Here is a 16,424-nt window from a genome sequence, read left to right on the forward strand (position 1 = left end):
GAAAAGCTACACCTCCGTCATTCCGGTTTCTCCAGCTCATCCACCAGCGCTTTGAAGAACCGCGCAGCTTCCCCTCCTGTTACAGCCCGATGGTCGAAGGTCAGTGACAGCGGCAGGACCGGGTGGATGACAACCTCCCCGTTCATGGCCACCGGCTCTTCGCGAATGCCTCCCGCACCGATGATCGCCACTTGCGGCGGTACGACGATGGGGTTGGCGTAGCGGCCGAACAGGGTGCCGAAGTTGGACAGGGTGATGGTCGCGCCCATCATTTCCTGTGGCGGGATCGAGCGGGCTTTGACGTCGGCGCGCAAGCGACTCATGCCTTCTTTCAGGTCGGCTGCACTGCGGTTGCCCACATCACGCAGCACCGGTACGAACAGGCCATCGGGCGTGTCGACGGCTATGCCCAGGTCGAGGGTTTCATGGTGTTTGATCGACAGGGATTTGCCGTCGAACCAGCTGTTGAGCACCGGTTCCACCTTGCAGGCCGCAGCCATGGCTTTGCCCAGGCGGATCAATGGGTCACGGGCCTGCGCCCATTGGTGCAGGTCGGCATCGCCAAAGATCGTGACCGGCACCACTTCGGCATGGGACTTGGCCATGTTCAGTGCCATGCTGCGCCGCACACCGCGCAGGCGCTGGCCGCCAAAACGGTCGCGCTCGACCTGTGCTGCGCGTTCGACATCGGCACGGGTGATCAGGCCGTTATTGCCTGAGCCGGTCAAGGCATTGAGTTCGACTCCCAGTTGCCGTGCCAGTTGCCGCACGGCGGGCGTGGCTTTTACAGACAAGTGTTCACGAGTCGAAGGTGCAGCGCCAACACAGAACTGATCGTCCTGGCTGCCGCCGCCTTCGAGGCGCCCCACCACGGTGCCGGCATCGCCCTCGCCTTCAAAGGCCATCAGCGGTTCGCCCACATGCAGAACGTCACCATCGCCGCCAAACAGCTTGGCGACCACGCCGTCATAAGGCGCGGGAATATCGACGATGGCCTTGGCGGTTTCTACCGAAACCACCAGTTGATCGGCATGCACGGTGTCACCTTCCTTGACGTGCCACTGGACCACTTCCGCTTCTTGCAGACCTTCGCCCAGATCGGGCAGTTTGAAATATTTCATCGCAAGCCTCCTTGGGCGTCAGGCGAAATCGAGCACGGTGTCGCAGGCATGCAGAATGTCTTCAACTGCCGGGATATAGAGCTGTTCCAACCGGTACAACGGCGGTGGAATGTCCGGGGCAGTGACACGCTGGATGGGTGCCTGCAGATCCATGAAGGCCCGCTCGTAAAGGCTGGCGGCGATTTCCGAACCGACGGCACAGGAACGCGGCGCTTCATGGATGATCACGCAGCGCCCGGTCTTGCGCACCGAGGCTTCAAGGGTGTCGAGGTCCAGGGGTTTGACGCAGGCCACGTCGATGACTTCTGCCGAAACACCTCGCTCGGCCAGCGCACTGGCAGCCTGCAGGGTTTCATGCACGCTGGCGCCCCAACTGATCAGGGTGATGTCGCTGCCTTCGCGCAGGGTGAAACAGCTGTCCAGCGGCAGGCGCTTGCCATCATCGACCAAGGGCTGCGGGTTCATGCGATAGAGCCGGGTCGGCTCCAGGAAGATCACCGGATCGGGATCGTCGATGGCCGCCAGCAATAATCCATAGGCGCGGGCGGGTGACGATGGAATCACGACGCGCAGGCCAGGCACATGCGCGAACATGGCCTCGGTGCTTTCGCTGTGATGTTCGGGAGCGCGAATCCCCGCGCCCATGGGCGTGCGCAGCACCATCGGGCAGGAAAGACGCCCACGGGTGCGATTGCGGATACGGCTGGCGTGGGAGACCAGATGCTCCATGGCGGCGTAGATGAACCCCATGAACTGGATTTCCACCACCGGTTTCAAGCCCTGTGCCGCCATACCGACCACCAGGCCGCCGAGCATGGTTTCCGCCAGCGGCGAGTCGATCACCCGCTTGAAGCCGAAGCTGTCCCGCAAACCCTGAGTGGCACGGAATACCCCGCCATTGACGCCGACATCCTCACCCAGCACCACAACGTTTTCGTCTTCGGCCATGGCCCGGTGCATCGCCAGGTTAACGGCTTCCAGCAAGCTGACTTTTTCATTGGCCATGATGATCACCTCCGGTACGCCGTGCAGCACGCTCCATGAACCACTCATGCTGTTCCGCCAGCGCGTCAGGCCATCTGGCATAGACATGTTGCATGACGGACTCGGGAGACTGGGTGCCGGTGCTTTCAAACACGTCCACCGCCATTTGCACCAGCCCCTGACATTCGCTGATCAGGTTCTGCTCGCGCCCTTCGTCCCACACGCCCTGGCTGACCATGTAGGACTGCAGGCGTTTGACCGGCTCTTCCAGCCAGGCCTGCTTGACCTCCTCGGCGGGACGATAGCGGGTCGCGTCGTCGGCGGTAGTGTGGTCGCCCAGTCGGTAGCTCAGGCATTCGAGCAACACCGGCCCTTTGCCCTTGCGTGCCCGTTCGAGGGCAATCTGCATGCGGTCGTAGACAGCGACTATGTCGTTGCCGTCGACCTGTTCACCATGAAAGCCTGCTCCGATGGCCTTCTGAGCCAGAGTCGGCGCGCCGCACTGGATACGCCGGGGAACGGAAATCGCCCACTGGTTGTTGTTGACGACAAACACCACCGGCAGTTGCCAGGCGCCCGCGACATTGAGGGCTTCGAGGAAATCGCCCTTGCTGGTCGCGCCGTCGCCACAGGTGGTGACGGCCACCCGATGCTCGCCCCTGATCTTGAACGCACTGGCCACGCCGCAGGCATGCAGGGCCTGGGTCGCAATCGGCACGCACAGGGGAAAGTCCTGGGCCGCAGCAGGTTCGGCATAGGCACTGCCTCGCTCGTCTCCGCCCCAGTAAAGAAGAATTTCTTCCATGCGCACACCACGCATCAGTTGCACGGCGGTGTCGCGGTAATAAGGAACCAGTACGTCTTCGGGATGCATCAGGCTGCCAATGGCGACACCGATGGCTTCCTGGCCAAGGGTCGGCGCATAGGTGCCGATACGCCCGGTGCGTTGCAGGGCGACGGCTTTCTGATCGAAAAGCCGGGTAAGGACCATTTGCCGGTACAGGCGGGTCAGCAGGTTGAAATCATCGGCCCAAGGGGGAAGCTCTCCGGTCAAACGACCGTCGGGGGCCAGGTAACGGGTATACGCAAGCTTGATCTTGTTAGACATTCGCTACTCCAGTCACGCGGGGTATGCGTGGTGATCATCAATCGCTGCTTTTGGCGGCGAGGATCAGGTCGAACGGCTCCGGGATGGTGGGCACTCATTCGACATTCAGCAGGCGCTCTGCCAACGCATCGGCGATACACGCGGGTGAGCGCTTTTCGGCCTGTGAATGGGCATACACCTCCGTCAATCGTAGCCCGATTCGTAAAAGATGCGCGGTGATAGCGTTCTGATTTTCTCCTCTGTGTTTCAGGGCGACATAAATAAGCCCGCCGGAGTTGATGACATAGTCCGGCGCATACAGAATCCCGCGAGCTTCCAGTTGCTCGGCGACCTGCAGACTGCTCAGTTGGTTATTGGCAGCACCGGCCACTGCCGCGCAACGCAGTTGCGGCACGCTCTGGCAGTTCAGGGCGCTGCCCAGGGCGCAGGGCGCCAGGATGTCGCAAGGCGTACTCATCAAGGCCTCGCAGGCGATGGGATGGGCACCGAACTGTTCCATCGCCAGTTGCACCTTGCCGTTGTCCATATCGCTGACCAGCAGATCGGCCCCCGCCGCATGCAGCATTTCAGCCAGGGCGTAGCCCACATGGCCCAGCCCCTGAACCGCCACGCGCAAGCCTTCGAGATTGTCGCTGCCCAGACGCGCCATGGCCGTGGTCCGGATACCGGAGAAAACGCCCATGGCGGTATAAGGTGATGGGTCCCCGGATTCGCTGGTGCTGGTGACATGCCGGGTGTGCATGGCCACGCAGTCCATGTCTTCGCTGGAGGTGCCGCTATCCACCGCCGTGATGTAGCGTCCGTCCAGGGTTTCAATGAAACGGCCAAAGGATTCAAAGATGGCTGCACGGCTGTATATGTGCGAAGGCCGCATGATCACGGCTTTCCCGCCACCCAGCGGCAAACCGGCGAGAACCGCCTTGTAGCTCATGCTTCTTGCCAATTGAATGGCATCTTCGATAGCACTCTCTTCATCTGGATAGGTCAGATAACGACAACCTCCCAGAGCCGGCCCCATGCGGCTGTTATGAATCGCGATGACGGCCTTGAGACCTGTTTGCGGGTCACTGACCAGATGAAGGGCTTCGGTACGCGACCGCTGCATGAGAGCAAACATTTAATGGTGCTCCCCGGTTCTTGTTTGTAAAGCGAGTATAGGCGCTACCCGGGAAAGCAACCGACCATTCAGGCATATGCAAGCGATGCTGGACGAAAGCCGCGACCAGAGTTAAAAGAAGCATGGTTGTGAGTGTTTCAGACGAACGAGCCCACACGGAGTGGCCCATGACTCCACGACAGAACTGCCTGGCGTGCCTGCAGCGTACACCGCCCTCGGTGTTCGAGGCCGCGTTATGGATTTCAGCCGAACACGAATCGCCGTTCCAGCCTCATCTGGTAACAGAAGAGGTCGATCGGTTGCAGCGCCAACTCAATGCCGCGCTGCCGGTCTTGCCTGCCAGCGAACTGGCTCAGCCATTGCTGCGTCAACTCAGCAGTATGGGTTTCCAACAGGACGACTGGAACCCGCCCAAACCGGAGTCGGCCCTGCTGCACAGAATCCTGCAACGTCGCCAGGGTCAGCCGCTGGGCATCGCATTGATTGCCATGGAGCTGGCCCGACGTCTGGGCATCACGCTGCAAGGCGTCAATTTTCCCGGACATTTCCTGCTGCGCGTACCCGGTGCCGATCACCTGCTGGACCCGTGCAGTGGACGTCGCCTGTACCCCAAGGATTGCCGCGAACTGCTGACGCGCCAATTCGGACCGGACATGCAATTGCGCGTCGAACACATGACACAGGCCACGCCACTGGACATGCTGCAGCGTATGTCACGCAACCTGCGACATCTGCATCTGATCAATGACAACTTCATGGCATCGCTCAAGGATGCCGACCGGATCGTCGAACTGGGCCAGGCCACCAGCCACGATCACCTAGCTCGCGCCGGCCTTTATCAGGCACTGGAGTGTCCGCAGGCCGAGCGCTTCGATCTGGAGCATGCCCTGTTGCTGAGCAACGATCCCGTACAACGCCTCAAGGTAGTGGAAAGGCTGAATCAGTTACCGCCCAACAGCGCATTTCATTGATGCGTCACGCACCTCTCGGAATCAAGGGCGGCCTGCTGTTTTTCTCGGCTTCCCGAAGCGTCCTCATTTCCATGCTCTCTCCGGTGCTTGCGAAGGTGTAAAGGTTCTGGAGGACATGGATGGCCTTGACGTAATCGGGCAGCAGAATCTGTGAATAAGGGTCCCCCATCAAGGCCTTGCCTTTCATCTCGGCAATGCGCTCGGCGAAAAACTCCAGGGCATTGATTGGCTTGTCCGGGTTTACCACTTCGCCCTTCTTGTCGAACTCGTCTCCTGTCCGGCTCAAGAGTTCTGCCGTGTGATTATCGATAAGGCCACCGTTGAACAGCCGCATGCCCGCCTTGGTCAGCTCCCTGGGCGTGATCTGCTCGGGATTGAAGTCCTTGAACAGCGGCTTCATCTTTCTCTTTTCCATCGTCAGCAGGCTGATGGCACCCAGATTCGTGCTGGTGGCCTCGCTGAGTATCTTGCTGATTTCAGGATTTTTGAGCTTGACGGTGTTCTGGCTAGGAGGTGTTTTGACAACCAGTTGGGGCAAGTTAACGAAGACGGGCCTTGGCATTTGAAGCTCCTTGTTCATCGAGTGGGCACTCTTTGAATATCGGAGCGTGAGGGAGTCAATGAATAGGCGGATAAAAATCCATCCGCGTCTTACTTATTGAATGCAAATGCCTTACAGCTCAAAAAGAAAAGGCACTGGGGAGAGACGATAAAAGGCACTGAAATACATGAATATGACAGTGCCACAGCAATAGGATTTTTTACCCCAGATGCTTGATGAACTCCGCCAGCCAGGGCTCGGCATCGCTTTCCGGGGTAACGCTTTCGCTCGCATCCAGACGCAGCATTTCCTGCACTTCCACTGCACCCAGTTCCGCAAACAGCTCGCGTATCAGTTCGCCGCCACCACAGAAGGTATCGCCGTAACTGGCATCGCCCAGGCCAATCACACCGGCGGGCAGACCTCTGAGGAAAGCGGGCAGGACGTCGCGAAGCTGCGAATAGAGAGGCAGGAGGTTGTCGGGCAGTTCGCCCATTCCTGTGGTCGAGGTCACGGCCAGCAAGGCCTGAGGCTCGAAAGCCTGCAACTCGGCCAGAGTGATGCGCGAGTTGTACAAGGGTTCGTGACCCGCATCGCGCAGAATCGCGCCTGCATGACGGGCAACCTCTTCGGCCGATCCATAGACCGAGCCGGAAATGATAGCGACTCTCATGACAAATCCTGTGACAGAGTAAAAGAGTCGGACATTATGCCTTATCGATCCCGCTGCTGACTTTGCATTTTGCCGCGGTAGCCTATCGGCCGGACTCTCGCAAAGTTTTCGAGTGGGATTTCTGGAAAATTGACGAACGGTCAGAACAGAAAAAGGAATTTATGGTCTTTTGGCTTATCGTCTACCGTTCCGTTCGAGTTCACCATGCAGCCCGACTCCATCCTCACCCAGGCTGAACTGGATTTCATCCAGAGCATGCAGCACAACCCCAGGCTCAACGTGCGTGACAGCACGCGCAGCCTGATCGTGAATGGTGGCGTTCAGATCCAGAACCTGCTGACTCGCCTGGCAGCCCATGAACAAGTGACGCTCCACGCCCAGTTCGAAGATCAGCAGATGAACTTCCCCCTGCATCTGGTCGAGGATGAATTCCATGCCCTGCATCTGGAACTGGGCACCCCGACCATTTTTGAAGACGGCCCGCAGGTTCGCCCCTGGCGCCTGACTCTGCCCGAACCGATTGCGCTGGAGACCGAAAAAGGCTCACTGACCTCGCTCTGGGTGCAGGAGATTTCGTCCAAGGGTGTCCTGCTCGAATACAGCAAACCGAAAAAACCGCCCAGGCATTTCCGTGCCTGGTTCAACCCGTCCGGCCACGCTCCGATTCTCCTGAAGGGAACACTGGTGCGTATCACGACCAATGGCTTTGGCGCCTATCGATTGAATCAGGACAGCAAGGAAGACGCCGAACGCCTGCTGCGTTACCTGCACAAACAGCATCAACGCCTGCACCCCGCCATGCACCGTTAACACCTCGAATTGCACCGATAGCCTAGCGCCGCGTTTTCAGGAACAATCCTTGCTTGTTTCAACTCGAAGCTGACACAGCCCCACCACCCCGGAGCCGTGTCATGTGACTTCCCTATCCGGGAATCTCACTCGTCTATCGGAGATACACAATGTCTACCCCTCCCGTCACCTTGATGGTTGCACGTCGCGTTGCCCATGGCCGTTACCAGGAACTCATGACCTGGCTGCACGAAGGCGAACAACTTGCTACCGATTTTCCCGGATATCTGGGCTCCGGTGTCCTGGCGCCTCCGCCGGGAGATGATGAATTCCAGATCATTTTCCGCTTCGCCGATTCCGAAACCATGCACGCCTGGGAGCATTCGGCCTCTCGACGCTCCTGGTTGGTGCGCGGCAGCGGACTTTTTGCCCAGCCTCAGGAACGCCGGGTCAGCGGCATCGATGGCTGGTTTGGAGCGGCCAATCAACGTCCGCCACGCTGGAAACAGGCAGTGGCCATCTGGCTGGCGTTCTTTCCTGTCTCGCTGATATTCAACTTTCTGCTGGGGCCGCTGCTCAGTCACCTGGAACTGGCCCCGCGCATCATGATCAGTACGCTGATTCTCACGCCGCTGATGGTTTACTGGTTCATTCCGCTGTCCACCCACCTGCTGGCCGACTGGTTGAACAAGATACCTTGCGAGCCTGAAGCGGCAGGTAAATCGGTTGGCGGCAGTTGAAATAGCGCCCTGTAAACAGCGGTTTCAAGAGCTTGCCCGCACTCCCGGCACAACTTCAGTTATGCTGGAGCCTTTGAGTCGGGCAGGTCTCATGCTCGAAAAACCTTGAAGCCCATTACATCGCATGAATAAAACGATCCTTGTAACAGGCGCCAGTCAAAGAGTCGGCCTGGAGCTTGCCATACAGTTGGCAGAAGCAGGCTATAACGTCATCAGTGTCAGTCGCACCCTCAAACCTGTTTCGCCACATCCCGCTATCGTGCAGTTTCAGGCCGATCTGGGAGTGGAGCAGGATCGTCTGGCGCTGATCGACTACATCAAAGCCAACCACGATGGCCTCCGGGCAATCATCCACAACGCTTCGTTGTGGCTGGACGACAGCCTGGAAAACCTGAACATCATGTTCAGGCTCCATGTCGAAGCGCCTTACCATTTGAACCAGGCACTGGGTCAGCTACTGGCCGGGCCGGAAAAAACCGACATCATCCATATCTGCGACGACACCTCGTCTCGCGGCAGCAAAAGCCATATCGCCTATGCCGCCACCAAGGCCGCCCTGCAGAACATGGTGCTGTCGTTCGCCGAGAAATACGCGCCCGACATTCGCGTGAACGCGATCCTGCCGGGGCTGCTGATCCTCAAGCCGGACAGCGACGAAGAATATCGACGCCAGACACTGAAAAAGGCGCTGTTGCAATTCGAGCCTGGCGCTGCGCCCTTGATCGAGGCCGTCTTCTATCTGCTGGAAGCCCGATACACCACAGGCAGCAGCGTCGTCATCAATGGTGGTCGACACCTGAAGAAAGGGAGATCCGGTGAATGACTCATTGCCTCCCCTCCATCCCTAGCCAACGGAGCCCATCATGACCGAGCAACAACGCCTCGAACTTGAAGCCGCCGCCTTCCGTCGTCTGGTCGCGCATCTGGACAGCCGCAAGGACGTCCAGAACATCGACCTGATGAACCTCTCCGGTTTCTGCCGCAATTGTCTGTCCAAATGGTACAAGGCCGCCGCAGACGAGAGACAGATCGATGTCAGCCTCGACGAGGCACGCGAAGTGGTTTACGGCATGCCGTACAACGAGTGGAAAGCCCAATACCAGAAAGAAGCCAGCGCCGAACAGAAAGCGGCGTTCGCCAAGGAAACCAAGCATGACTGATCTGAACACCCTGCGTACCAGCCTCAAGAGCGGCGAACACGCCTTTGCCGACACCCTGGCATTCATTGCTGCGGGCTATGACTATCAGCCTCAGGCGTTCAAGAACGGCGGCGTCGAAAACGCTGCCGGCCAGAACGAAGGCTCATGTAAGACCCTGGGCCTGGCTTTGCTGGAAGGCTTGAGCGACGAAGAAGCCCTGCTGGCTTTCGGCGAGCACTACCGCTCGGTACAAGCCACGCCGCAAGGCAATGACCACGGCAATATCCGGGCATTGATCGCCCATGGCCTGACCGGTGTGAAATTTGAAGGCGAGCCCTTGAAACGCAAGGGTTAAACGCGCTGTGGGAGCGAATCGGGCGGCGCTCCGCTCATTCGCTCCCACAGGTTTTGTCAGGTCAGAACGAAGCGTTCGCCAGACCGTCCAGATAACGCTCGACATCCAGTGCAGCCATGCAGCCCGCACCGGCAGAGGTGATGGCCTGACGGTAAACGTGGTCAGCCACGTCGCCCGCTGCGAACACACCTTCCACGCTGGTGGCAGTGGCGTTGCCTTCACGGCCGCCGTGCACGACCATGTAACCATCCTTCAACGCCAACTGACCTTCGAACAGCGAAGTGTTCGGGGTATGGCCGATCGCGATGAAAACACCGTCGACTTTCAGCTCATCGCTGGTGCCGTCGTTGTTCTTCAAGCGAGCACCGGTCACACCCATGTTGTCGCCCAGCACTTCATCCAGGGTCGCGTTCAGCTTGAGCTCGATCTTGCCTTCGGCCACACGTGCGTGAAGCTTGTCGATCAGAATCTTCTCGGCGCGGAACGTTTCGCGGCGGTGAACCAGAGTCACCTTGCTGGCGATATTGGCCAGGTACAGCGCCTCTTCCACAGCGGTGTTGCCACCACCGACCACAGCCACTTCACGATTGCGATAGAAGAAACCGTCGCACGTGGCACAAGCGGAAACGCCCTTGCCCATGAACGCCTCTTCCGAAGGCAGGCCCAGGTAGCGAGCGCTGGCACCCGTGGCAATGATCAGCGCATCACAGGTGTAGACGGCGCTGTCGCCGGTGAGGCTGAACGGCTTGCCGGCCAGATCGACAGAGTTGATATGGTCGAACACGATTTCGGTTTCGAAACGCTCGGCATGCTCACGCATACGCTCCATCAGCGCTGGACCGGTCAGGCCATGGGGGTCGCCCGGCCAGTTATCGACTTCGGTAGTGGTGGTCAATTGACCGCCAGCCTGCATGCCGGTGATCAGCAAAGGCTTGAGGTTGGCACGTGCGGCATAGACCGCTGCGCTGTAACCGGCAGGGCCGGAGCCGAGAATAATCACTCGGGAATGACGTACGTCGGACATGACACACTCCTATCGACCGACCGGTTTGCCGCGGTCGGAACGGCTGGATAAAAAAGGACTGCCGAAACACTTGGGGAAGTGTTCTGTAACTCGACAATCCTGAAAGTTCTGGAACTGCGACCCGGGCCGCGACAATGCACTACACACACCAGGCGTCAGGGGCCAGGCCACCGGCAACGCGATGAGCGTCAGCCGTAATGCCTTTTTACCAGTACACACATTTTGATGACTCCATCGAAAATTGAAAAGGATAGGTCAAGAAATTGGTGCAAAGCCTATCGGGGTGAGGAAGGGTAAGGAAATATCGATTCACAATCCACCTTATAGGCCACTTCTATGCACACCGGCCCTCGACCGGAGCCGATGAGAACTCTTTCAAGCGCCCGGCAAAGTCGGTAAGGTCGGGCGTTTTCCATTTTTCGGAGGCTGCCATGCCCGCCCCTGCCCTGACAGGCCCGCAATACCTGAAAGAAGGCCTGAAGCTGATCCTCAGCCCCGGCCTGCGCCTGTTTGTCCTGCTGCCGCTGAGCATCAATCTGGTGCTGTTCGGTGGCCTGATCTATCTGGCCTTGCATCAGTTCGGCATCTGGGTCGATGCCTTCATGCCGACCTTGCCGCACTGGCTGAGCTTTCTGAACTACATCCTCTGGCCATTGTTCGTGGCGCTGGTGCTGCTGATGGTGTTTTTCACCTTCACCATGCTGGCCAATATCATCGCCGCGCCCTTCAATGGTTTTCTGTCCGAGAAAGTCGAAGCCGTGATCCGTGGCAAGGATGAATCGCCCGACTTCAGTTGGTCCGAACTGGCCGCCATGATCCCCCGCACCCTGGCACGCGAGGCCCGCAAGCTGGGTTACATGCTGCCGCGCATGCTGGGGCTCTTCATTCTGTCCTTTATCCCGGTGGTCAACCTGATCGCTGCCCCGCTCTGGCTGCTGTTCGGGATCTGGATGATGGCTATCCAGTACATCGACTACCCGGCGGACAACCACAAACTGGGCTGGAACGAAATGCTCGAGTGGCTGAAAAGCAAACGCTGGCAGAGCCTGAGCTTCGGCGGGATCGTTTATCTGGCGCTGCTGGTGCCGATGCTCAACATCCTGATGATGCCGGCGGCGGTGGCCGGGGCGACGTTGTTCTGGGTGAGAGAACGCTGACCCTGCAGGAGCGCAGGGATGCGTTCCTGAAGCTTATAAAAAGAAATATCTCACATAATAAAAAGAACACTCTTCACCCCCCTCTAAAAAACACCTTAGAAGTACTGGCAATACATGACCGCCACAGGCAAACCATTGCCGTAATATCAATATAAAATAAATTGTAGGAGTTTTACGTAGGACGCTTATCAATACCCTATAAACATTAAGCCTCAACACTTTAAAAAATATTCCATGAAAACTGGCACCCTGTTTGCTCTTCTGCAATAAACACACAGGAGGCAACACCATGGAAGTCAAAACAAAAACTGCCGCTGCACAAAGCGCTTACAAACCCGCCGCACTGGAAAGAATTCCCGAACCGCGTTCAAGCCGCTTTGCGCAGGTTTTCAGTGACGCTAAAAAAGCGACATCGGGCCCCGGAACCGCCCTCATCCCCGCTGCTGCAACGCTGACCCGGCTGGTACAACCCCGATCCACCTTCTTTCTGCAGAACATGACCCCGGAACAAAGGAAGTCCGCCGTCAATGACAAAGACTTCGAGCCCAGGCCTGCTGCTCTGGAAAGAGTGACGAACCAGCGGAATCGTCAAATCAAGCAAGATGCTGTTTAGAACGGAGTCGAAAAATGCAAACTCATATCGATTCGCCATTTATCAATGTCACAAGCCTGGGCCCGCGATCAAAAGTCACAGCCACTGCGCAAAGCGAAGAAGGGATGTCGTTCGGCCAAGTGTTGAATGCTACACAGAGCAAGGATTCGATAGTCAGTCAGGGAGAAAGAAACACGTTTCCCAGGGGATCAACATTCCGGTCTGAACTCCTTGAAGAGGCTGGCAAGGACCCGACTCAAGCAGCAAAAATGGCTTATGAATACGCTTATAACTCATTGGTATTTGAATTATTTGATGTTACTGACTACCCAACCATCCGCTATACCACAACCGGCCAGATAGTCACTGACGAAACAAGATTGTATTTTGCAAAAACGATGTCTTCGGTGCAGAAGCTTCGTGGAGAACTCTACGAAACAGAGCTTTTGAAAGGCACACCACCTGCGAAAATTCTGGAGAAAATCCTGGATTTCAATGACAGCCTTCCTCAGAAGTTCAAAGACATGGCCCATTGGTAGCAAGCTATCCCCCTCTCGGATTGAGAGGGGGATAGTAGTTACCAATCTACGGTGACACGACCAAATTGTCCGGCCACAGGAACAGTGCCTGCACCATTCACCTTGATGGAATAATAAAAGCTTCTATTGGCAAGCTGGCCTCTAAAAACCTGAGTAGATCCAACACGCATACGAGAAATATCAATGCAGTTATTGGCCTGACACAATTTAACTTCCAACCCTCGCGGCCATCCCGTCACATTCCAGTTCCAGCTGACATTCTTGATCCACGCACCTTCTGGCGGTGCTCCGCGTAATGGAAGATTGGCGGTATAGAGATATCCGCGCGAATGTACCGTTGGTAAATTTACCGAAGATTGATAGCTACCAGCCATAGCCATTTCTGAATACCCTGAAAGCGCCAGCACAATTCCCGTGGCCGAGCGAATCCACTTCGACTTGTTATAGTCAAATTTCATTTCATGCTTCCTTGTTTTTTCACATCAAGAAGGCCAGACCGATCTAACCGGTTTGCTGCCTTCGCCTATCGAATTTAAATCGATAGCCTGACGTTATTCAGAAAGCACTGAACCTCAACACTCAATCAAATACATTGAACACTTACAGAAAAGACCTACACCCATGCCAGATCAAAATATGGCTCAATGTAGTACTTATAAAAGACAAACTTTACCTTCATTGAAATCTACAACTCACTCTCACAAGAAGAACTCAGTCCATGGCTTATTCCCAGTTAAAACCCTCACGTCACAAATCCATCATCCAACAGCCACATAACCGACATGCAACAGGTCGAGACTGCTCCCATGAGCAAAATTCTGCATGTCACTCTTATCACTGAAACCTTCACTCCCGAAATCAATGGCGTCGCCAATACGTTGGGGCGGCTTTGTGACGGATTGCGTTTGCGCGGGCATCGGGTCGAGCTGATCAGGCCGCGTCAGGGTGAGGAAGCAGGTTTTGCTGCCGACGACTTGATGCTGTGCCGGGGATGGCCGATACCGGGCTATCCGGGGCTGCAATGGGGTCAGTCTTCGATGCACAAGCTGCTGCGCCGTTGGCAGCGGCGGCGTCCGGATGTGTTGTATATCGCGACCGAAGGGCCATTGGGCCTTTCGGCATTGCGGGCGGCCCGGCGGCTGGGAATTGCGGTAATCAGTGGCTTTCATACCAACTTCCCGCAGTACACCCAGCAATACGGCATGGGATTCATTACCCGCTTGCTGACCCATTATCTGCGCTGGTTCCACAATCGCTCGCGCATGACACTGGTTCCCAGCATCAGCCAGAAGGTGGAGCTGGAGCGGCGTGGTTTCGAGCGGATCGAGTTGTTGTCGCGCGGGGTAGACAGCCAGTTGTTTCACCCTTCCAGACGCTCACAGGCGCTGCGCGAAAGCTGGGGGCTGCAAGTGGGTGATACCGCCATCCTGCATGTAGGCAGGCTGGCACCGGAAAAGAATCTGGGCCTGCTCAAAACCTGCTTCGAGGCTTTGAAAGAAAGTTATCCACGGCGCAATCTGAAACTGATTGTGGTAGGAGACGGGCCGCAACGGGCGGCTCTGGAGCAGCAGATACCCGATGCGATTTTCTGCGGTACGCAACGCGGCGAGACGCTGGCAGCCCATTACGCGTCCGGCGATCTGTTTCTCTTCCCGAGCCTGACCGAAACCTTCGGCAATGTCGTGCTTGAGGCGCTGGCCTCAGGGCTTGGCGTGGTGGCCTATGATGAAGCGGCTGCCGGGCAGCATATTCGTCACGGCCACAATGGCGCGCTGGCCATGCCCGGTGACGAAGAGGCTTTCATCGATGCCGCACACTGGCTGGTGGAAGACAGCGAAGCCCTGCGCAGGGTAAGACTCAATGCCCGCAAGCATGCCAGTCGTCAGGGCTGGACGGCGATTATCGATCAGTTCGAACAGCAGTTGTTCAGCGCCTGCCCGGCCAACGATGCGCAGACCAAAGGCCAGACCATCAAATCCGTTTCGGGCTGAAAACCGGGCAGGTCGTTGATGGTCTGAGGGTGGCTTGCTTGCGACAAAGGCAGGCTTCAACGGGCTTGTCGCCAGCAAGCTGCCTCCAACAGTCACCGAAATGACCTGGCAACACTTGTCACAACAGAACGGGGCAGATCAGGCCAGGGCCTTTTCGATGGCCTGGATAACCACAGGATCGTCCGGTGCCATACGGGGCGAGAAGCGGGCGATCACGGCACCGTTGCGACCGACCAGAAACTTCTCGAAGTTCCAGGTGATATCGCCAGGAAACTCGGCCCCCTCGCCAGCCAGCAGGCGATACAACGGATGACGTTGCGCTCCATTGACCTCGAGCTTTTCGCCCAGCGCGAAGGTCACGCCATAATTGAGTTTGCAGAACTCCTGGATTTCCTGCTCGGAACCAGGCTCCTGTCCGGCAAACTGATTGCACGGCAGACCCAGGATACTGAAGCCCTTGTCCTTGTATTGCTGGTAAAGGCTTTCAAGCGCTGCATATTGTGGCGTGAGCCCGCATTTGGAGGCCACGTTGACGACCAGGACCACTGTGTTCTTCAAAGGCGCCAGAGGCAGTTCCTGCCCGTTCAGCGCCTTCAGTGTGATGTCGTGAAAAGCACTCATGAAATCCTCTCCCCCATGAAGCCCGAGCGAACCAAAAAGGCGCCATGGCAGACCCGCGTAACGAAAGTCGTCATCGCAGAACAGCCAGAGCGCCTTTGTCAGTTACCTGAGCTTAGCAGCACAAATCAGTGGTGATGACCACCTTCACCATGAATATGGCCATGAGCCAGTTCTTCTTGGCTGGCATCGCGGATCTTGACGATCTTGACTTCGAAGTTCAGGCGCTGACCCGCCAGCGGGTGGTTGCCATCAACGGTGACATCGTCGCCGTCCAGGTCGCGAATTGTCACGATCTGCATGCTGCCGTCCGGGCCGGAGGCGTGGAACTGCATGCCGACTTCCAGTTCGTCGACACCTTCGAACATGCTGCGGTTCAGGGTGCTGACCAGCTCGGCGGAGTATTCGCCGTAGGCATCTTCCGGCTCGATGGCGACTTTCAGTTCGTCACCGACGTCTTTGCCGACCAGAGCCTTTTCCAGGCCCGGGATGATGTTGCCGGCGCCATGCAGGTAGACCAGCGGAGCACCGCCGGCAGAACTGTCGATGACCTCACCAGCGTCGTTGGTCAGGGTATAGTCAATAGAGACAGCCTTGTTGGCGGCGATCGGCATGGGGCAGGACCTTTTGCTTAAGATTTGAGAACGAGCAAGTTTAACCAAGCAATCGCTCGAAAGCGAACGCAACTCTGACAGACGGCCCCGATTGGAAAACTCGACGGTTATTGATTTCAGGCAGGATGAAGACGGTCACTGGATCGTGGTGCTGTCCTGCGGGCACACACAACATCTTCGCCATCAGCCCCCATGGCAATCCCGTGCCTGGGTGCTGGACCCTGAGCAGCGTCAGCAAAAAATAGGTCAGGGCTTTCACTGTGGCTGGTGTGCGAAGTCGTCAGATAACGATAGTCTTGGCGCCGAGGAGTCGCGCCAGACGACTTCCTGATTTTTTCTGGTCGAAGGGCT

20 protein-coding genes and 1 pseudogene are annotated in these 16,424 nt (G+C 57.3%); 11 read left to right on the top strand and 10 right to left on the bottom strand.

Annotation, left to right across the window (positions count from 1 at the left end):
* Window positions 1–17 precede the first annotated feature (17 nt).
* The 4 genes from JSY17_RS17600 to JSY17_RS17615 form a co-directional block, all read right to left on the bottom strand.
* A complete protein-coding gene (locus JSY17_RS17600) occupies window positions 18–1,121 on the bottom strand; it encodes a dihydrolipoamide acetyltransferase family protein (RefSeq protein ID WP_206402550.1) in 1,104 nt (367 codons plus the stop codon).
* A gap of 18 nt (window positions 1,122–1,139) precedes the next feature.
* Entirely contained in the window at window positions 1,140–2,126 is a 987-nt protein-coding gene (locus tag JSY17_RS17605; RefSeq protein WP_117182403.1) for an alpha-ketoacid dehydrogenase subunit beta, read from the bottom strand.
* Window positions 2,116–3,213, bottom strand: coding sequence for a pyruvate dehydrogenase (acetyl-transferring) E1 component subunit alpha (gene pdhA / locus JSY17_RS17610; protein ID WP_117182347.1), 1,098 nt, complete (start codon window positions 3,211–3,213; stop codon window positions 2,116–2,118). The genes JSY17_RS17605 and pdhA overlap by 11 nt, the downstream gene beginning before the upstream one ends.
* A 94-nt stretch (window positions 3,214–3,307) precedes the next feature.
* Entirely contained in the window at window positions 3,308–4,330 is a 1,023-nt protein-coding gene (locus JSY17_RS17615; RefSeq protein ID WP_117186914.1) for a Leu/Phe/Val dehydrogenase, read from the bottom strand.
* Window positions 4,331–4,497: 167 nt separating this feature from the next.
* Between JSY17_RS17615 and JSY17_RS17620 the strand changes: the two genes are divergently transcribed.
* A complete protein-coding gene (locus tag JSY17_RS17620; protein ID WP_117182343.1) occupies window positions 4,498–5,301 on the top strand; it encodes a SirB1 family protein in 804 nt (267 codons plus the stop codon).
* A 4-nt stretch (window positions 5,302–5,305) separates the two neighbouring features.
* On the opposite strand, the gene JSY17_RS17625 is transcribed toward JSY17_RS17620, so the two are convergent.
* Together JSY17_RS17625 and JSY17_RS17630 are read right to left on the bottom strand one after the other, a co-directional pair.
* Window positions 5,306–5,863: a hypothetical protein gene (locus JSY17_RS17625; protein ID WP_206402551.1), complete on the bottom strand. Its 558-nt coding sequence runs from the start codon at window positions 5,861–5,863 to the stop codon at window positions 5,306–5,308.
* Window positions 5,864–6,062: 199 nt separating this feature from the next.
* A complete protein-coding gene (locus JSY17_RS17630; protein WP_117167001.1) occupies window positions 6,063–6,515 on the bottom strand; it encodes a flavodoxin in 453 nt (150 codons plus the stop codon).
* A gap of 204 nt (window positions 6,516–6,719) precedes the next feature.
* Here JSY17_RS17630 and JSY17_RS17635 point away from each other — a divergent pair, with 204 nt between their 5' ends.
* The 5 genes from JSY17_RS17635 (at window position 6,720) to JSY17_RS17655 (ending at window position 9,538) form a co-directional block, all read left to right on the top strand.
* The gene (locus JSY17_RS17635) at window positions 6,720–7,325 is read left to right on the top strand and encodes a hypothetical protein (RefSeq protein WP_117186911.1); all 606 of its coding nucleotides are present in this window, start codon (window positions 6,720–6,722) and stop codon (window positions 7,323–7,325) included.
* 149 nt (window positions 7,326–7,474) lie between these two features.
* A complete protein-coding gene (locus tag JSY17_RS17640; protein ID WP_206402552.1) occupies window positions 7,475–8,044 on the top strand; it encodes an antibiotic biosynthesis monooxygenase in 570 nt (189 codons plus the stop codon).
* 124 nt (window positions 8,045–8,168) lie between these two features.
* Window positions 8,169–8,867, top strand: a complete 699-nt coding sequence (gene folM, locus JSY17_RS17645) for a dihydromonapterin reductase (protein WP_117166998.1) — start codon at window positions 8,169–8,171, stop codon at window positions 8,865–8,867.
* A gap of 40 nt (window positions 8,868–8,907) precedes the next feature.
* On the top strand, window positions 8,908–9,204 hold the full coding sequence (locus JSY17_RS17650; protein WP_117182335.1) for a DUF1244 domain-containing protein: 297 nt from the start codon (window positions 8,908–8,910) through the stop codon (window positions 9,202–9,204).
* Window positions 9,197–9,538, top strand: coding sequence for a HopJ type III effector protein (locus tag JSY17_RS17655; protein ID WP_206402553.1), 342 nt, complete (start codon window positions 9,197–9,199; stop codon window positions 9,536–9,538). The genes JSY17_RS17650 and JSY17_RS17655 overlap by 8 nt, the downstream gene beginning before the upstream one ends.
* A gap of 61 nt (window positions 9,539–9,599) precedes the next feature.
* Here the strand turns inward: JSY17_RS17655 and trxB are convergent, their stop codons facing one another.
* Window positions 9,600–10,562, bottom strand: coding sequence for a thioredoxin-disulfide reductase (gene trxB, locus JSY17_RS17660; RefSeq protein WP_117182331.1), 963 nt, complete (start codon window positions 10,560–10,562; stop codon window positions 9,600–9,602).
* Between the two features lie 431 nt (window positions 10,563–10,993).
* On the opposite strand from trxB, the gene cysZ reads away from it, so the two are divergent.
* The 3 genes from cysZ to JSY17_RS25730 all read left to right on the top strand — a co-directional run bounded on the left by cysZ (window position 10,994) and on the right by JSY17_RS25730 (window position 12,850).
* Window positions 10,994–11,719: a sulfate transporter CysZ gene (gene cysZ / locus JSY17_RS17665; RefSeq protein ID WP_117166994.1), complete on the top strand. Its 726-nt coding sequence runs from the start codon at window positions 10,994–10,996 to the stop codon at window positions 11,717–11,719.
* Window positions 11,720–12,008: 289 nt separating this feature from the next.
* Window positions 12,009–12,332 (top strand): hypothetical protein, encoded by a 324-nt coding sequence (locus JSY17_RS17670; RefSeq protein WP_117166993.1) that lies wholly within the window; start codon window positions 12,009–12,011, stop codon window positions 12,330–12,332.
* 14 nt (window positions 12,333–12,346) lie between these two features.
* On the top strand, window positions 12,347–12,850 hold the full coding sequence (locus JSY17_RS25730) for a hypothetical protein (protein ID WP_232849524.1): 504 nt from the start codon (window positions 12,347–12,349) through the stop codon (window positions 12,848–12,850).
* Window positions 12,851–12,888: 38 nt separating this feature from the next.
* On the opposite strand, the gene JSY17_RS17680 is transcribed toward JSY17_RS25730, so the two are convergent.
* Window positions 12,889–13,308: a flagellar protein FlhE gene (locus tag JSY17_RS17680; protein WP_206402554.1), complete on the bottom strand. Its 420-nt coding sequence runs from the start codon at window positions 13,306–13,308 to the stop codon at window positions 12,889–12,891.
* A 348-nt stretch (window positions 13,309–13,656) separates the two neighbouring features.
* Between JSY17_RS17680 and JSY17_RS17685 the strand changes: the two genes are divergently transcribed.
* Entirely contained in the window at window positions 13,657–14,841 is a 1,185-nt protein-coding gene (locus JSY17_RS17685; protein ID WP_117186907.1) for a glycosyltransferase family 4 protein, read from the top strand.
* Window positions 14,842–14,979: 138 nt separating this feature from the next.
* On the opposite strand, the gene JSY17_RS17690 is transcribed toward JSY17_RS17685, so the two are convergent.
* Together JSY17_RS17690 and JSY17_RS17695 are read right to left on the bottom strand one after the other, a co-directional pair.
* Window positions 14,980–15,462, bottom strand: a complete 483-nt coding sequence (locus JSY17_RS17690) for a glutathione peroxidase (protein ID WP_117182327.1) — start codon at window positions 15,460–15,462, stop codon at window positions 14,980–14,982.
* A gap of 125 nt (window positions 15,463–15,587) precedes the next feature.
* Window positions 15,588–16,073, bottom strand: coding sequence for an FKBP-type peptidyl-prolyl cis-trans isomerase (locus tag JSY17_RS17695; protein WP_206402555.1), 486 nt, complete (start codon window positions 16,071–16,073; stop codon window positions 15,588–15,590).
* Here JSY17_RS17695 and JSY17_RS17700 point away from each other — a divergent pair.
* A pseudogene (locus JSY17_RS17700) lies at window positions 16,072–16,404 on the top strand (DUF3565 domain-containing protein). The gene JSY17_RS17695 and the pseudogene JSY17_RS17700 sit on opposite strands and share 2 nt — an antisense overlap.
* Window positions 16,405–16,424: the final 20 nt, after the last annotated feature.

The organism is Pseudomonas capsici (assembly GCF_017165765.1).
Taxonomy (GTDB): domain Bacteria; phylum Pseudomonadota; class Gammaproteobacteria; order Pseudomonadales; family Pseudomonadaceae; genus Aquipseudomonas; species Aquipseudomonas capsici.

What these genes read in the sequence shown, in the direction of transcription:
- JSY17_RS17695 (WP_206402555.1), bottom strand. Translation starts at nt 16,073, where the DNA reads ATGCCGATCGCCGCCAACAAGGCTGTCTCTATTGACTATACCCTGACC.
- JSY17_RS17670 (WP_117166993.1), top strand. Translation starts at nt 12,009, where the DNA reads ATGGAAGTCAAAACAAAAACTGCCGCTGCACAAAGCGCTTACAAACCC.
- JSY17_RS17655 (WP_206402553.1), top strand. Translation starts at nt 9,197, where the DNA reads ATGACTGATCTGAACACCCTGCGTACCAGCCTCAAGAGCGGCGAACAC.
- JSY17_RS17625 (WP_206402551.1), bottom strand. Translation starts at nt 5,863, where the DNA reads ATGCCAAGGCCCGTCTTCGTTAACTTGCCCCAACTGGTTGTCAAAACA.
- JSY17_RS17640 (WP_206402552.1), top strand. Translation starts at nt 7,475, where the DNA reads ATGTCTACCCCTCCCGTCACCTTGATGGTTGCACGTCGCGTTGCCCAT.
- JSY17_RS25730 (WP_232849524.1), top strand. Translation starts at nt 12,347, where the DNA reads ATGCAAACTCATATCGATTCGCCATTTATCAATGTCACAAGCCTGGGC.
- JSY17_RS17605 (WP_117182403.1), bottom strand. Translation starts at nt 2,126, where the DNA reads ATGGCCAATGAAAAAGTCAGCTTGCTGGAAGCCGTTAACCTGGCGATG.
- JSY17_RS17600 (WP_206402550.1), bottom strand. Translation starts at nt 1,121, where the DNA reads ATGAAATATTTCAAACTGCCCGATCTGGGCGAAGGTCTGCAAGAAGCG.
- JSY17_RS17620 (WP_117182343.1), top strand. Translation starts at nt 4,498, where the DNA reads ATGACTCCACGACAGAACTGCCTGGCGTGCCTGCAGCGTACACCGCCC.
- cysZ (WP_117166994.1), top strand. Translation starts at nt 10,994, where the DNA reads ATGCCCGCCCCTGCCCTGACAGGCCCGCAATACCTGAAAGAAGGCCTG.
- JSY17_RS17680 (WP_206402554.1), bottom strand. Translation starts at nt 13,308, where the DNA reads ATGAAATTTGACTATAACAAGTCGAAGTGGATTCGCTCGGCCACGGGA.
- JSY17_RS17635 (WP_117186911.1), top strand. Translation starts at nt 6,720, where the DNA reads ATGCAGCCCGACTCCATCCTCACCCAGGCTGAACTGGATTTCATCCAG.
- JSY17_RS17630 (WP_117167001.1), bottom strand. Translation starts at nt 6,515, where the DNA reads ATGAGAGTCGCTATCATTTCCGGCTCGGTCTATGGATCGGCCGAAGAG.
- trxB (WP_117182331.1), bottom strand. Translation starts at nt 10,562, where the DNA reads ATGTCCGACGTACGTCATTCCCGAGTGATTATTCTCGGCTCCGGCCCT.
- pdhA (WP_117182347.1), bottom strand. Translation starts at nt 3,213, where the DNA reads ATGTCTAACAAGATCAAGCTTGCGTATACCCGTTACCTGGCCCCCGAC.
- JSY17_RS17650 (WP_117182335.1), top strand. Translation starts at nt 8,908, where the DNA reads ATGACCGAGCAACAACGCCTCGAACTTGAAGCCGCCGCCTTCCGTCGT.
- JSY17_RS17615 (WP_117186914.1), bottom strand. Translation starts at nt 4,330, where the DNA reads ATGTTTGCTCTCATGCAGCGGTCGCGTACCGAAGCCCTTCATCTGGTC.
- folM (WP_117166998.1), top strand. Translation starts at nt 8,169, where the DNA reads ATGAATAAAACGATCCTTGTAACAGGCGCCAGTCAAAGAGTCGGCCTG.
- JSY17_RS17690 (WP_117182327.1), bottom strand. Translation starts at nt 15,462, where the DNA reads ATGAGTGCTTTTCACGACATCACACTGAAGGCGCTGAACGGGCAGGAA.
- JSY17_RS17685 (WP_117186907.1), top strand. Translation starts at nt 13,657, where the DNA reads ATGAGCAAAATTCTGCATGTCACTCTTATCACTGAAACCTTCACTCCC.